At 69.6% G+C, this 14,598-nt stretch carries 13 protein-coding genes; 5 read left to right on the forward strand and 8 right to left on the reverse strand.

The features are described 5' to 3' along the window. Positions 1 to 345: 345 nt before the first annotated feature. Positions 346 to 786, reverse strand: coding sequence for a Fur family transcriptional regulator (locus tag PKD89_RS00330; protein WP_287389671.1), 441 nt, complete (start codon positions 784 to 786; stop codon positions 346 to 348). 206 nt (positions 787 to 992) lie between these two features. On the opposite strand from PKD89_RS00330, the gene PKD89_RS00335 reads away from it, so the two are divergent. The 3 genes from PKD89_RS00335 (at position 993) to PKD89_RS00345 (ending at position 3,951) form a co-directional block, all read left to right on the forward strand. After that, positions 993 to 1,253, forward strand: coding sequence for a hypothetical protein (locus PKD89_RS00335; RefSeq protein ID WP_287376963.1), 261 nt, complete (start codon positions 993 to 995; stop codon positions 1,251 to 1,253). A gap of 78 nt (positions 1,254 to 1,331) precedes the next feature. Further along, the gene (locus PKD89_RS00340; protein ID WP_287389667.1) at positions 1,332 to 2,792 is read left to right on the forward strand and encodes a cystathionine beta-synthase; all 1,461 of its coding nucleotides are present in this window, start codon (positions 1,332 to 1,334) and stop codon (positions 2,790 to 2,792) included. Further along, positions 2,782 to 3,951 (forward strand): cystathionine gamma-synthase, encoded by a 1,170-nt coding sequence (locus PKD89_RS00345; protein WP_287376957.1) that lies wholly within the window; start codon positions 2,782 to 2,784, stop codon positions 3,949 to 3,951. Before PKD89_RS00340 ends, PKD89_RS00345 begins: the two co-directional genes overlap by 11 nt. Positions 3,952 to 3,982: 31 nt before the next feature. On the opposite strand, the gene PKD89_RS00350 is transcribed toward PKD89_RS00345, so the two are convergent. Further along, positions 3,983 to 5,605 carry a bis-aminopropyl spermidine synthase family protein gene (locus tag PKD89_RS00350; RefSeq protein ID WP_289011280.1) on the reverse strand — a complete coding sequence of 541 codons (1,623 nt, stop codon included), beginning with the start codon at positions 5,603 to 5,605 and terminating at the stop codon, positions 3,983 to 3,985. Next, on the reverse strand, positions 5,602 to 6,486 hold the full coding sequence (locus tag PKD89_RS00355) for a hypothetical protein (RefSeq protein WP_287376953.1): 885 nt from the start codon (positions 6,484 to 6,486) through the stop codon (positions 5,602 to 5,604). Before PKD89_RS00355 ends, PKD89_RS00350 begins: the two co-directional genes overlap by 4 nt. Before the next feature lie 298 nt (positions 6,487 to 6,784). Here PKD89_RS00355 and PKD89_RS00360 point away from each other — a divergent pair, with 298 nt between their 5' ends. Beyond that, entirely contained in the window at positions 6,785 to 7,621 is an 837-nt protein-coding gene (locus PKD89_RS00360) for a PQQ-dependent sugar dehydrogenase (protein WP_289011281.1), read from the forward strand. Between the two features lie 5 nt (positions 7,622 to 7,626). Here the strand turns inward: PKD89_RS00360 and PKD89_RS00365 are convergent, their stop codons facing one another. The 5 genes from PKD89_RS00365 to PKD89_RS00385 all read right to left on the reverse strand — a co-directional run bounded on the left by PKD89_RS00365 (position 7,627) and on the right by PKD89_RS00385 (position 11,590). After that, positions 7,627 to 8,418 (reverse strand): ABC transporter permease, encoded by a 792-nt coding sequence (locus PKD89_RS00365; RefSeq protein WP_287389664.1) that lies wholly within the window; start codon positions 8,416 to 8,418, stop codon positions 7,627 to 7,629. Next, the gene (locus tag PKD89_RS00370; RefSeq protein WP_289011282.1) at positions 8,415 to 9,035 is read right to left on the reverse strand and encodes a phosphate ABC transporter ATP-binding protein; all 621 of its coding nucleotides are present in this window, start codon (positions 9,033 to 9,035) and stop codon (positions 8,415 to 8,417) included. Before PKD89_RS00370 ends, PKD89_RS00365 begins: the two co-directional genes overlap by 4 nt. Positions 9,036 to 9,041: 6 nt before the next feature. Next, positions 9,042 to 9,692: a uridine kinase gene (gene udk, locus PKD89_RS00375; RefSeq protein ID WP_289011283.1), complete on the reverse strand. Its 651-nt coding sequence runs from the start codon at positions 9,690 to 9,692 to the stop codon at positions 9,042 to 9,044. A 72-nt stretch (positions 9,693 to 9,764) separates the two neighbouring features. After that, positions 9,765 to 10,370, reverse strand: coding sequence for a hypothetical protein (locus PKD89_RS00380; RefSeq protein ID WP_287376940.1), 606 nt, complete (start codon positions 10,368 to 10,370; stop codon positions 9,765 to 9,767). Positions 10,371 to 10,486: 116 nt separating this feature from the next. Then, a complete protein-coding gene (locus PKD89_RS00385) occupies positions 10,487 to 11,590 on the reverse strand; it encodes a zinc ribbon domain-containing protein (RefSeq protein WP_289011284.1) in 1,104 nt (367 codons plus the stop codon). Between the two features lie 225 nt (positions 11,591 to 11,815). On the opposite strand from PKD89_RS00385, the gene PKD89_RS00390 reads away from it, so the two are divergent. After that, positions 11,816 to 14,575, forward strand: coding sequence for a cation-translocating P-type ATPase (locus PKD89_RS00390; RefSeq protein ID WP_289011285.1), 2,760 nt, complete (start codon positions 11,816 to 11,818; stop codon positions 14,573 to 14,575). The last annotated feature ends 23 nt before the right edge of the window (positions 14,576 to 14,598 follow it).

Genomic DNA, 14,598 nt, shown 5'->3' on the forward strand with positions numbered 1-14,598 from the left:
GGCCACCCGCTATGCCCGTACTCACCATCACTACCCGGCGGCGGACATGTTCGCCCCGTGCGGCACGGCGGTGGTGGCCCCCACCGGTGCGGTGGTCGAGGAGATCGAGACCCGGGACCGGCAACGCCAAGGGCACCGGCTGCCACCTGCACTTCGGGCTGTCGCCCGCTTGTCGAACCGGTTGGCAGAACCGCAGGGGCAAGCTCGCCCCTCAGCCCTACCTGGACTCGTGGCGCAAGGGCGTCCGAAACGACCCGGCCCCGGCGATCGCCCGCATGACCTGCCCGTGAGCAGATACTCCAGCCGGTGCGTGGCGGTCGGACGCACGGGGTTCCTCAACAACCATCAATCCTGGGCGTTCCTCCGGCAGGCGTCGCAGCGGCCGGTGAGGGCGAAGTGCAGCTCATCGATCTCGAAGTCGTGGGTGGCGAGGAGGTCGCTGCGCAGGCGATCGATCACCGCCTGATCCACGCCGAACACCCGGCCGCACCCGCTGCACTGCACGTGTCCGTGATGGTGCTCGGCAAGGTGGTACACCGCAGGTTCGTGACCGAGGTGGACGTGTTGCACCAGCCCAACCTCGCCCAGGGTCCGCAACGTCCGGTAGACGGTGGCCAGGTGGAGTTCCGGATGCTCGCCCTGGAGCCGATCGGCCAGATCCTCGGCGCTGATGTGTGCGCCTGGGTCGGTGGCGAGCTCGGTGAGCACCAGCCGCCGTGCCGCCGTCACCCTGCCGCCACGGCTGCGAAGGTCGTCGATTAATTCGTCGAGTCGACCTGGCTCCACCCGCTCATCCTAGGGAACAGCACTGCTCGGTAACCGGCATCGAAAACGGAGCGGGGCTTGGGCACGGAGTGCGAAATCGACAGCGGTGCGGTGCGAGATCGCCCACAGCCCCTTGCCTTGGCGTTCCAGTGAGGTATCGTCAGAGGTACGTGTACAAGCAGCTGGAGCGACATGCCGTGACGATCCGACGGAGTCTCCTGGTAGGAATGCTGCTCACCGTTGCGATCGGTGCGATCCTGATGGCCAGTCCGTTGCGTTCGGTCACGTCTGACGCCTTCGACAAGGTGAGCGTGACCCGCTCGGCCAAGGAGGGCAAGACCAGTGCGGCGGGCTCGGAACTCAACGTGTCGGGCGCCTCGGCCGAGGATATGGACCGCTCGCTGGTCGGTGTGGCCACGCTGGGAGCGGTTTTCCTCGGTCTCACCGCGCTGATGGTGGGCATCGTCGCCATCAGCCTGCGTTTCTGAGGCCGGGTCGTTCTCGAATCGGGGTGGGTCGGATCGAGCCCGAGGTGGCAGGCTGTGCCCGATGACCGAGGATCTTGCGTGAGCTCCACCGAGCCGATGAGCTCCACCGAGCGACCCGGCGATGCCGAGTCGACCGACCTCCCGGCGGGCGTCGCCCCCTCGGTGCTCGAGCTGTTTGGCAACACCCCGTTGGTCCGGCTCGGCCGCCTGTCCGAGGAGGAAGGCCTGGCCGCCACCCTGGCGATGAAGATGGAGACGACCAACCCTGGCGGGTCGACCAAGGATCGTCCGGCGCTGCAGATGATCCTCGACGCCGAGGCCGCCGGCGAGCTGGTTCCCGGTGGCACGATCGTCGAACCGACCAGCGGCAACACCGGCGTTGGCCTGGCGATCGTCGCTGCCCAACGGGGCTACGACTGCATCTTCGTCATGACCGACAAGGTGGCTCCCGAGAAGGTCGATCTGCTCCGCGCCTACGGGGCGGAGGTGGTCGTGTGCCCGGTGGCGGTGGCACCCGAGGACCCCGAAAGCTACTACTCGGTGGCCGAGCGGCTGGTCGAGGAGACCCCCAACGCGTATCGGCCCAACCAGTACGCCAACCCGTCCAACCCGGCCGCCCACACCGCCTCGACCGGCCCCGAGCTGTGGGCACAGACCGAGGGGCGCATCACCCACTTCGTCGCCGGCGCCGGCACCTGCGGCACGATCACCGGCGTGGCGACGTACCTCAAGGCGCAGAACCCCGAGATTCAGATCATCGCAGCCGACCCCGAAGGGTCGGTGTTCTCCGGTGGCTCCGGGCGGCCCTACCTGGTCGAAGGGGTCGGCGAGGACTTCTTCCCCGACGCTTGGAACACCGACCTCTACGACGGCATCATCGCCGTGTCCGACGCCGACAGCTTCTCGATGGCCCGACGGGTGGCCCGCACCGAGGGCATCCTGGTCGGCGGTTCGGGTGGCATGGCCGTGGCCGCAGCCCTGCGGGTGGCCGCCGCGGCCGGGCCCGACGACCTGGTCGTCGTCCTCAACCCGGACTCGGGGCGGGGCTACCTGTCCAAGGTGTTCAACGACGACTGGATGGCCAACTTCGGGTTCACGACGTCGTCCGGGCCGACGTTGGCCGACGCCATCGAGCGCTCGGGCGGGCCGCGCGACCTGCTGTACGTCAACCCCGAGCAGCCGGTGCGGGAGGCGATCGACGTGATGCGCACCAACGGCATCAGCCAGCTGCCGGTATGCAAGAACACGCCGCCCTTCGCCGCCGCCGAGGTGATGGGCTCCGTCGACGAACTGGTGCTGATGCGGGCCGCCGCCGACGATCGGGCCACCTTGGACCTACCGGTCGAGTCGGTGCTGGGCCCCAGCCTGCCGACGATCGGGATCGGCCAGGAGGTCAATTTGGCGATCGAGCAGCTTCGCACCGCCACCGCCCTCCTCGTGCTGGGCGGCGGCAGGCCCTGTTGCATCCTGACCCGCAGCGACGTGCTGGAGTTTCTCGAATTTGGGGATGACCTGGGAGGAGATCGCCATGTCGACTGACGCCACGCCCGGACGGGCCCACGGTTTCGCCACCCGGGCGATCCACGCCGGCCAGCCCCACGACCCGATCACCGGCGCGGTCGTCACCCCGATCAGCCTGGCCACCACCTTCGCCCAGCCCGAGGTGGGCGAGCTGATGGGCGGCTTCGAATACGGCCGCACGGGCAACCCAACGCGCGTCGCCTACGAGGCCTGCCTGGCCAGCCTGGAGGGAGGCACCGATGCGGTGGCCTTCGCCTCGGGGCTGTCGGCCGAGGACGCACTGCTCCGGCTGGTTGCGCCCGGCAGCAGGATCGTGCTCGGCGACGACGCCTACGGCGGCACGTACCGGCTGATCTCGGCGGTCCATGCCGTCGAAGGCCGCGATCACCTGGCCTTCGACCTGACCGACCCGGGCAAGCTGGAGGCCAACTGGCCCGACGATGCGACGATGGTGTGGCTCGAGACGCCGACCAACCCGCTGCTCACCTGCCTGGACATCACGGCGATCGCCGAGGTGGCCCACGCCCACGGGGCGATCCTGGTGGTCGACAACACCTTCGCCACCCCGGCGCTCCAGCGTCCTTTGGAGCACGGCGCCGACGTCGTCGTGCACTCCGCCACCAAGTACCTGGGTGGCCACTCCGACGTGGTCGGTGGCATCGTCGCCACCTCCGATGAGGAGCTGGCCCAGCGGCTGCGCTACCTGCAGAACGCCGTCGGCGCGGTGCCCTCGCCCTTCGACTGCTATCTGGTGCTGCGGGGCCTCAAGACTTTGGACGTCCGCATGGAGCGGCACAGCGCCAACGCCGCCGTGATCGCCGAGGCGCTCCAGGCCCACCCGCAGGTCGAGCGCGTGCGCTACCCGGGGTTGGAGAGCCACCCCACCCACCGGGTGGCCGCCCGGCAGATGTCCGGGTTTGGCGGCATGGTGAGCTTCGAGTGTCGAGGCGGCGAGGCGGCGGCGCTCGAGGTGGTCAGCCACACCGAGCTGTTCACGCTGGCCGAGTCGCTCGGCGCAGTCGAGAGCCTGATCGAACATCCGGGTCGGATGACGCACGCGTCCGCAGCCGGTTCGCCCCTCGAGGTGCCCGCCTCGCTGGTGCGCTGTTCGGTGGGCATCGAGGATGCGGCCGACCTGGTCGCCGACCTGACCGCTGCGCTCGACCGCCTCCCCTGAGTCCCAACGGGTCCGCCGGACCCCCGTGGTGTCAGCTCGACGCCGGTGCCGGGTCGGTGAGCAGCGCTGCGATCCGATCGAGGGGAAGGTCGAGCAGCGAGTCACCGGGACGCACCGTCGCACCGAGCGAGGCGAGGTGGTCGCTCGCTGCGGCCCGGGCCTGGCGACGCGTGGGTGGGGGATCGATCTCCGAAGACCGGGTCAGCCACTCGGCGATCACGTTGCGGGGGTTGGCATGCCCGCGTCCGACCAGCGGCGGGCCGGCAGGTGAGGCCGGGGCCTCGCCGTCGATTCGGCGGGCGACCAGCAGGTCGGCCCCCGCTACCGCCCGCTGGGCCGGTTCGAGGCGCCACCACCTCGACAGGTGGGCCTCGACCCAGCCGCGGCCTCCGGTCGTATCCCGCTGCTCGGGATCGGCGCTGCGGTCGGCTGTGTCGACGTCGCACACGAGCACCGCAGAGGGCGCCGCCAGCGCCAGGAGGGCTCGGGGCAACCATGCCCCCGGATCGCCGCGCAGGTCGACGACCGGGACCGCTCCGCTGCGCAGCTTGGGCGCCTGGTCGCCACCGATCAAGCGCCGGACCCCGATCACCTGGGCGTCCGGTCCGGCCTCCTCGGTGGCGGCGCTCAGCGGCGCCGAGTCGGCCTCGATCGCCGAACGAGCAGCGGCCGGACCCTGGGAGTAGAGGTTTTCGGCCGCCTCGCCCTGGGTGCCCTCGCGGCCGGTCGGTGCGAGCAGATACAGGTCGGCGCGGCCGCCGATCGCTTCGGCACCTGCGTAGGTGACGACGTCGGGCCACATGGCCGAGATGGCGAAGGCGGCGCGCATCATCTCGCGCTGCACCTGCCAGCCGAGGGTCGCACGGGTCTCGCCGAAACCGTAGGTCACCGCCACCCGCCCGTCGGGCCCCGCCAGCGCATCGGTGGCGACGGCGAGGAACGCGGCCATGCCCTCCGGAGTGAAGGGCGGGTTGACGATGACCAGGTCGGCCCAGTCGGCCAGCGATCGGGGCAGACCAACCCGCACGTCACACCACCGCAACAGCGGTCCGCGCCCGTCCAGGCCGGTCGACCCGAGGGTCGCGAGGACGGAGTCGTCGACGTCGACGACGGCCACCTCTTCAGCCCGGCCGTCGGCGGCGAGCGCGTGGGCGTCGAGGTCGCGTCCGCCCAGCACGAGCACGTGGGCGCCCCGCAGATCGAGGTGGCGGTCGAGCACGTCGAGGCGGGCGGCTACGCCGTCGTGGGTGGCCGGGCGGTGATCGAGATCCCGACGCGGTGCGTCCAGCCCGAGCGACCAGGCCTCGAAGCGGGTGTGCAGTTCCGGGTCGGTGAAGGCTCCTGATTCCGAGGGCCCGTCGAGTGCCCAGCCTTCGATCAGCTCGGCCCGCAACGGGTCGGAGAGCTCCCAGCGGTCGTCCGCGAGGCTCAGGCCAGGTGTGGCCTCTTCATCGCCGGCGGCGGTCGTCAAACCTGCGAGCAGCGCCTCGATACCCCGCCGCGAGATACCGCTGGCGGCGACGAGCTCACCGACCGAGGCCGGTCCCTCGACGAGCAGCGCGACGGCCGGGCGCAGTGCGATCGTCGCCAGGCCTGCAGGAGCTTTCGTTGCGCTGATGACCTGCTCCTCGTTCGTGCCGTGCTCGTCGTTCATGATGTGCCCCCCAGCGATGGTGCATTGCGTCGGCCGAGTTGGTCGAGAGCGTTGAGCACGGGCGTGTCGGCGATCAGCTTGGTGAAGCTGACCCGTTCGCTGGCCAGGGTGGTGGCGATCACGCCGGCCAGCGCGAGGTGGCGGGCCCTGGGTGACCAGCGACGAACCGCGTCGACCGCCAGTGCCGCCCCGAGTGCGTTGGCTCCGGTATCGCCCAGCATCGCCCGCTCGGCGAGATCGTCGCCGAGCAGCCCGAGCGCCGTGCCGATCACCGCGCCGGACTCGGGGCCTGGCTGACGCTGCGCCGGGACGGCCGCCAAAGCGGTTGCGACGAGGAGTGAAACCTTGAGTGCCCGGCCCGGCCGGAGGTCGAAGAGGTTGATCAGGTTGGCAGAACCGGCGATCAGTGCGCCGTCCGCCGCCACGACCAGCGGGTGGGATCGGCCACGGGATCCCAGGGTGGCGGCCAGCAGGCCGGCGGCGCCGATGGCGACGGTCTTGACCGCCCCGGTGGTCACCTCGCCACGGGCCAATGCCCGGAGATGCCCCCCGATCCCCTTGGTGTCGGTGACGCCGAACAGATCATCGAGACCGCCGGCGAGGCCCGCCCCCACGACGGCGACCAACCCGGGCGTTGCGCTCGCCGGAGCGTCGCCTGCGATCACCGTCCCCACCATCACGCCGGAGGCCAGCCCGATGACCGCCGCCGGGCCTCCGAGCAGGGTGACCGGTTCGGCCCGGTGGTTGGTGCGCTGCCAGCGCGCCGCACCGCCCGGGACCCGTCCGGGCAGCACCCGAAGCGACCCCGAGGCCGCAACGGCGGCGGCACCGGTTGCCAGGGGTCGGGAGACGGTGAAGCGGAGCGGCGTAGGCGGTGACACCCATGCCACGGTATCGGTCCCGGCGAGCCACCCTCGATGCCGTGCCGGGCCTCGGCCCGATAGGTTGCCTTGGTGGGCGAGAAGGTCGCCCGGGAGCATCGATGGAACATCGGAGGAGTGGGGAGTGAGAACGTTGGCCAGCCGACGGCGGTCCGTGGCCGCTGGTGCCCGACATCGCACAGGCCGATGGGCGGCAGGCCTCGTGCTCCTCGCCGTGGGCTGCTCCTCGACGGAGGATTCTACGGCCGATTCCGGACCTCAGCCGTCTGGCGATCCGGCCGAGCTGGCCTCGCAGGTCGTGGCGCGGTTTCCGGCCGAGGAGGCGACGGCGTTGGCCGTTGACGAAGACGGTCAACTGTTTGTCGGCGAACGTCTCAGCGGACGGGTGTCGAAGGTCGACCCGGACTCGGGTGAGGCCGAGGCGCTGTTCACCGTCGACGACCTCGACACCGATCTGGAACAGGGCGGACTGCTCGATCTCGCCATCGACACCGAGGGCACCCTGCTCGTCTCCTACACAGCCACCGACGGCCACCTCGTGATCGACGAGGTCGCCGGCTCCCCGGGGAAGCTCACCCGTCGTTGGGACGGGCCGGTTGCTGCGGAGCGATCAAACGGTGGCCGTCTGGCCGTGCTGGGCGGCGATACCGCCGAACAGGACACGCTCGTGGTCGGGGTCGGCGACCTGCTCGACTCCGAGTCGAGTCCGCTGCCCGACACCGCCAACGGAAAGCTGCTCGTCGTCAACGATTCGGGTGAGGCCAGCCCGTTCGCCACGGGGCTCAACAACCCATTCGCGCTGGGGACCGATGGGAAGAACACGGTGTGGGTCGCCGACAACGCCCCGGGCGATAACCCTGAGCGGCTGTTGCGCCTGACCGCCGCCCGTTCCGAGAAGGTGGCCTCCTGGACCGACACCCGGGTGCCCTCCGGACTGGCGGTGCTCGACGACCGCACCTTGGCCATCTGCTATTACGCCACCGGCGAGCTGGTGCTCGTCGATGCAGACAACCCCCAAGGGGGCTCCGGACCGCTGGTGGCGGACGATTGCCGGTTCGGGGTGCAGTCGCTCGGCGACCGGCGCCTGGCCTACGCAACCGACGATGAGGTGGTCATCGTCGACGTCGCCGGCTGACGATCTCACTCGGCCGGCGGGAGTTCCACCAGGCGATCGTCGGCGGTGATCAACCGGGTGCTCAACCCGATCGCCATCACGGTCGTCGTCACCGCCACCGAACCGAGGATGAGGTACATCACCGCCAGCTGCACCCTCACCGCGGCCGCCGGCTCCACTCCGGCCAGAATCAATCCGACCATCGCCCCGGGCAAAAAGACCAGCCCCACCGACTTGGTCGTCTCGATCTGGGGGATGAGGGCCGTTCGTGACGCGGCTCGCAACTGGGGCTGGACGGCCTGGCGGCCCGAAAGGCCCAGCGCCAACCGTGCCTCGACCCGGTCGCGTTGTTCTCGAAGCTCCTCGATCGTGCGACGAGCGGCCAGGACGGTCGAAGACAACGAGTTGCCGATCACCATGCCGGCCAGCGGCACGATGGTGCGCGACGTCATCGGAAAGATCCCTGCACCGAATAGGACACCGAGTGAGATGATCGTCGTGGTCGAGAAGGCGATAAGGGCCAGGGGGAACGCTGCGGGCACCTCGGGGGCACGTCGGCGAACCGTGATCGCAGCGAAGAGCACCATGGCGACCAGCCAGCACCAACTCCACGCCAGCGGCGCGCCGTCGCCGACGACCAGCGTGAGCGCCCCGCCGATCAGCGCCAGCTGGCCCGCTGCGCGTAGCGCAGCCCACAACAGCGACCGCTCCACACCGAGCCGTCGCCAGGCCGATACCGCCAGCGCAAGGGCCACCAGGATCGCCGATGCTGCCAGACCCCACGTCGTCGGCTCGGTGGCGCCGGATTGGGCGATCAAGGCGGGCCGAGTCGAAGGTGGTGGTCGGCCAGCCGCTCGGCCTGTTGGGGATCGTGGGTCACCCACACCAGGGTGGTGCCGCCTTGGGCCAGGCTGAGTGCCAGCGTCTCGAGGTGGGCCGTCGCCTCGGGGTCGAGGCTGGATGTCGGCTCGTCGGCGAGCAGGACCGACGGCCGAGTGGTGAGCGTCCGGGCCAGGCACATCCGCTGCGCCTCGCCTCCCGACAGCCCGGTGGCCTCACGATCGGCCATCGATGGCTCGAGCGCCACGGATCTCAGAAGCGACGACACCTCGTCGTCGCTCAGCGCAACCGCGGTGCGCAGGTTGTCGGCAACCGTGCCGGGGAACGGGATCGGCCGCTGAAAGACCATGCCGACGTCGCGTCGGAGCGCTCGGGCCTCCCAGTCGGCGACGTCGACGCCCCGGTAGGTGACCGTCCCGGACGACGGCACCACGAGCCGATTGCAACACCGCAACATCGTGGACTTACCAGCGCCGGAAGGCCCCGAGACGACGGTGATGCCGCCCTGAGCGATGTCGGCCATCCCCAGCGCAAGCCGCTGGACGACCCCACTGGCGACGATCACGTCTCGGAACGCGAACAGCGTCTCGGTCACGAGGTGTCAGCCGGTGCTGGGCTCGGTGGTCGCCAACGCCACCCGCTCGCGGATCAGCGCCACCAGCATCGAGATCGCCGAAGTGTTGCGTCCACCGTGAGGGATGATGACGTCGGCGAAACGTCGGGTTGGCTCGACGAACTGTACGTGGCTGGGACGGACGGTGGTCAGGTACTGGCGCACGACCGTCTCGGTCGTTCGCCCTCGCTCGGTCACGTCGCGCTCCATCCGCCGGATGAAGCGGAGGTCGTCGTCGACGTCGAGATAGACGGCCAGGTCGAGCAGTTCTCGCAGGTCGGGGTCGTGCAGCACGAGAATCCCGTCGACGACGATCACCGCTCCGGGGTGGGCAGGCTCGGTGATCGACGACCGGGTGTGGGTGGTGAAGTCGTACACCGGCACCTCGACCGCAACGCCCGATCGCAAACGGTTGAGGTGCTCGAAGACGAGTGGCCACTCGAACGCAGCGGGGGAGTCGTAGTTGACCTGTGCCCGCTCCGACATCGGCCGGTCGGACTGGTCGAAGTAGTAGCTGTCGACGGTGAGCATCGTCACGTTGACGAGGTTGACGGCCTCGACGATCGACCGGGTGACCGTCGTCTTGCCCGAACCCGACCCTCCGGCGATCCCGATAACGAACGGTCGCTGCGGTTCCACGGAGCCGCAGGCTATCGGGCCTCCGGACCTCGTCCTGTTGGCACAAAGGGTGTTGCGACGGTGTTTCCGCCTTCAGGCGGCCGTGCCGAAGCCTCTCGGTTGCACCGAGACGCTGAACTGTTCGAGGCACACCTTCATGCCTCGCGTCTCGGTGAAGTCCTTACAGCCGGACTGCTTCAGCCCGAGCACCCGGTCGTAGAGCTCGCCGATGTCGGGCCTCGAGTGCTCTCGTGCCAGTTCGTTGAGCTTCTGGCGGAGGCGCGCACGGAACAGCACCACCGGGTCGGCGTGCTCGCTGTAGTAGCGCACCGCCTCGATGGCGTTCTCCTTCAGCGCGTTGGATGCGTCCTTCACATCGCCGGCGGTACGCCGGCCGTTGGGCTTCGGCTGGGCCTCGTTGCTCAGCTCCAGCGTGAAGGAGTACTTGAACTTGAACTCCACCTCGATGTCACGCGTCAGGGCATGATGGACATCTTCGTTGATGCCGCTGTGGCGGCGAACGACGTAGTAGACGCCGAGACGCAGAGCCTTGAGTAGCCCGGGCTCGGTTGCGGGCAGGATCACCTCGAAGCGATTGCGTCGGAGGTGAGCGACCAGCAACGCTCCGGCCGGTGCCGACGGGTAGCGCTGGAAGGTCTTGGGTGGGTGGTATGGGCCGATGATCAGTGGGCACGTCATGATGGGCCTCCTCGGTGCGAGCTTGGTGACCGACCTTCAACATAACCTTTTCACCGTAAGGGTGAAAGTGATTTAAAAATTGAGAATCCCTTGATCCGGGGTGCCTGAGCGGCTCCTCAGTGCTTGGACCGGCTGGCAACCGGTGCCAGGCAGGCGAGTAGCACGCCAACCGCGATACTGACGCCGGCGGGAACGTAGATCTGGCGGATCTCCTGGCCGACGGTCAGACCGGTGATCAGGTCGAGCCCGACGATCAACCACACGAGCTGGACGACCCCGAAGGTCAGCACGGTCGCGCCGGTCGCGATCAGGCCGATCTGCATCGCCTTGCGGTTGCGGGCCATCCATGCGGCGAGGATGACGAGCGCCCCAAAGCCGGCAAGTAGCGCCAGCGCCCGCAGCGATACCGTCCACGCCAGCGGCGCTGCGGTCGAAGACCAGACACCCCACGACAGTCGCGTCGGTGCTGCGATGGCGACCAGCTCAAGCCCTGACCGCTCGAGCAGCTTGCCCTGGTCGAGTACGACGTAGATCAAAGCGCTGACCGGTAGCCACACCGAGACCACCCCGGCGACCACCCTGGCCCAGCGCCCCGACCCCGGCGTCGACCCGGATTCGGACGGCGGCTGCACCCGGCGTGGCGCCGCCAGCGGTGCAGGGGCCGACCAGACGCTGCTGGGAGCGGGCGCGGGAAGCGGCTTCGCGGCGGCTCGGGGCGGCTCCGGGCTCGACAGGTCGTGCACCGCCGTCGCCGCCCCGCCGTCCGGCTGGTCCCAGGCCGACGGAGCGGCGGGAATGCCCGGCGTGACCGAGGTCGGTGTGCCCCCGGTGGGCGAGGTCGGCGCCGACGGCGATTCCGGCGGCTGCGATCCGGCCGGGTCGATTTGCGGGTTGACCTGGGTCGACGTTCCGTCTTCCTGCGGCGGTCGAGGAGGTGTCACCACATCGACGGCGTCCGTCTTCGCCAATCCGTCCGCGGCGGGCACCTCGGAGCGGCGTCGCCGTTGAACAACGAGCGGTCCTTCGTCGTCAGCTGAAGCTCGGTTGCCCACGTCCTGGTTTGCGTCCCGGCCTGCGCTTTTCCCGGCGGTCGGACGAACACCCCCGGGCGTCTGCGACCGATCGCCCACACCCGGGGCCGAAGCGTTGAGCGTCGCCCCGCAGTGGGTGCAGAACCGGGCATCATCGAGGGTATCGGCGTGGCAGTGTGGGCAGGTCACAGCGAGCGGTCCATGGCTGAGCGTTTGGGCGACAGAAGCGGCGGTCGGCGGTGGCCAGGGGGCGCTGCCGCTGCCAGGCAACGTAGCCCAGGACGCCTGAACGACAGCAGGTGGGTGCCGGTATGATGCGGGTCGGGACGGTCTCTGCTCCGACGAGCGACGCCCGAACACCCGGTCGACGACGGCCATGGCGACGAACGAAACCGACCTGTTGATGGACTCCCGATGACACCTCCCGCCTCCCGGCCGACGATCGATGCCGCTGGGCCAACCGAGGGTCGCTTCGTCGAGCCTCGGTCACCCTGGTATTGCCTCGATCTGGCCGAGTCGGCCGACCAGCTCGACGTCGACCTTCAGCGGGGCCTGAGCGACGTGGAGGCTGACCGGCGGCGGGAACTGACCGGCCCAAACGAACTGGTGGGCGAACCCAAGCGGCCCTGGTGGAAGCGCTTGCTCGACCAGTTTCGCGGCGTGCTCATCCTGCTTTTGCTCGGGGCTGCGGTCATCTCGGCTGCGGTCGGCGACTTCAAGGACCCGATCGTGATCGGGGTGGTCGTCGTCATCAACGCGTTGCTCGGCTTCGTCCAGGAACAGCGGGCCGACCAGGCGATGGAAGCGCTGTCGAGCATGCTGACCACCCAGGCGCGGGTACGGCGGAACGGCTCGATCGAGGAGATCGCGTCCGCCGAGGTCGTGCCCGGTGATCTGGTGCTTCTCAAGCCGGGGGACCGGATCCCCGCCGACGGTCGCTTCGTGCTGGCCACCTCGTTGTCTGTCGACGAGAGCACCCTCACCGGTGAGTCGGTTCCCGCCGACAAGGATGCGGCCCCGCTGCCCGCCGATCGGGTCGACGGCCAGGGCGACGTGGCGCTTGCCGATCGATCCAACATCGGTCACATGAACACGACGGTGGTGCGCGGCACCGCCGAGCTGCTGATCACCGAGACCGGCATGGCGACCGAGCTCGGGCGGCTGGCGGGCATGATCTCGGCCGACGAGGCCGGGCTGACCCCCCTGCAGCAGGAGCTCGAGCGGTTGGGCAAGCGCCTGGCGCTGATCGCCGGCGTCGCGGTCGCCTTGGTCATCGCCGTCGGCATGTTGCGGGGCGACACCTTTGCCGAGGCGATCCTGGGTGGCGTGGCGCTGGCGGTTGCCGCCATCCCCGAGGGGCTTCCCGCCGTCGTCACGGTCACGCTCGCCCTCGGCGTGCGACGGATGGCCGAACACAATGCCATCGTCAAGCGCCTGGCATCTGTCGAGACGCTCGGCTCAACGACCGTGATCTGTTCGGACAAGACCGGCACGCTCACCCTGCACCAGATGACGGCCACGCACGCCTGGTGCGGCGGTCGAACCTACGAGATCGATGGGCTGGGCTATGGCCCCGTCGGGGCGATCGATCCGCCCGACACCGACACGATGCATCGCCTCGTCACCGCTGCCGCCCTGGCGAGCGATGCAGTTTTGCGGACCGGTCCCGACGGCGTCCACGAGCTGGTCGGCGATCCGACCGAGGGTGCGCTGATTGTGCTCGCCGGCAAGGCGGGGGTGACCGCCGAGACGATTCGGGCCGAGTGGCCCCGCCTGGCGGTGCTGCCATTCGATTCGACCCGGAAGCTGATGGCGACGGTGACCGAGGACCCCTTCGGCGGTTCCGGGCGGTTGCTGGCGGTCAAGGGGGGCAGCGACGTGGTGTTCGGTCGGTGCACCTCGCTGCTCGTCCCCGGCGGCATCGCCGACCTCGACGAGGCCCGCAGCGCGGAGATCGCCGAGGTGATGCGGGCCCTGGGCGCGGACGGCCTGCGGGTGCTGGCCATTGCAGGCAGGGACCTGGCGGCCGACTGGGACGGGGATCCCGAGGACGAGCTCGACGACCTGGTGCTCTACGGTGTGGTCGGAATCCTCGACCCGCCCCGCCAGGAGGCCGGCGTTGCCATCGGTGAGTGCCGCGACGCCGGCATCGCCGTCAAGATGATCACCGGCGATCACGCCACCACCGCCGCGGCGATCGGTCGGCAGCTCGGCCTCGACGGCGAGGTGGTCACCGGCGCAGATCTGGACGACATGACCGACGACGAGCTGGCCGGCAGGATCGAGGCGATCTCGGTGTGCGCCCGGGTGTCACCCGAGCACAAGGTGCGGGTGGTGCGTGCCCTCCAGGCCAACGACGAGGTCGTGGCGATGACCGGCGACGGGGTCAACGACGCGGCGGCGTTGCGCAGGGCCGAGATCGGTGTGGCGATGGGCATCACCGGCACCGAGGTCACCAAGGAGGCCAGCGACCTGGTGCTGGCCGACGACAACTTCGCCACGATCGTCGCAGCGGTCGAGGGGGGCCGGGCGATCCGCTCCAACATCGTGCACTTCGTGCGCTTCCAGCTGACGACCAGCCTGGCGGCGGTCGCCACGATCCTCACCGCTCGGATCCTCGACCTGCCCATTCCGTTCAGCCCGATCCAGATCCTGTTCGTCAACATCATCGCCGACGGCCCCCCGGCGATGAGCCTGGGTGTCGATCCGCCGGCGCCGGACGTGATGAAGCGCAGCCCACTGGGCCGCACCGAGCCGATCCTGACCAACACGCGTCTCCGCCGAATCCTGTCGACCACGGCCGTGATGTCGGCCGCGATCATCTGGGTGCTGATCCGATACCGCAGCGCCGACGCGCTGCTGGCGTCGACGATGGCCTTCACCACGTTTGTGTTTGCGCAGCTGGTCAACTCGCTCATCGTCCGGTCCGACGGCCGAGGGGTGTTCCGCCGCCACACGCTCACCAACCCTGCGCTGTGGCTGACGATCGCGGCGGTCAGCGCCATGCAGGTGGCGGTCGTCGAGGTGCCGGTGCTCCAGCGCATCTTCGACACGGTCGGGCTCACCTGGCACCAGTGGGGACTGTGCCTGGCGGTGGTCGCTGCGTTGCTGGTCGTCGAGGAGGTCTGGATTCGGGTACGTCTGTGGATCTGGCCTGATACCGACCTGACCTGACCTCGCCTCCTCGCTTCGCCACG

It is taken from the genome of Candidatus Neomicrothrix sp. (genome assembly GCF_035329545.1).
Taxonomy (GTDB): domain Bacteria; phylum Actinomycetota; class Acidimicrobiia; order Acidimicrobiales; family Microtrichaceae; genus Microthrix; species Microthrix subdominans.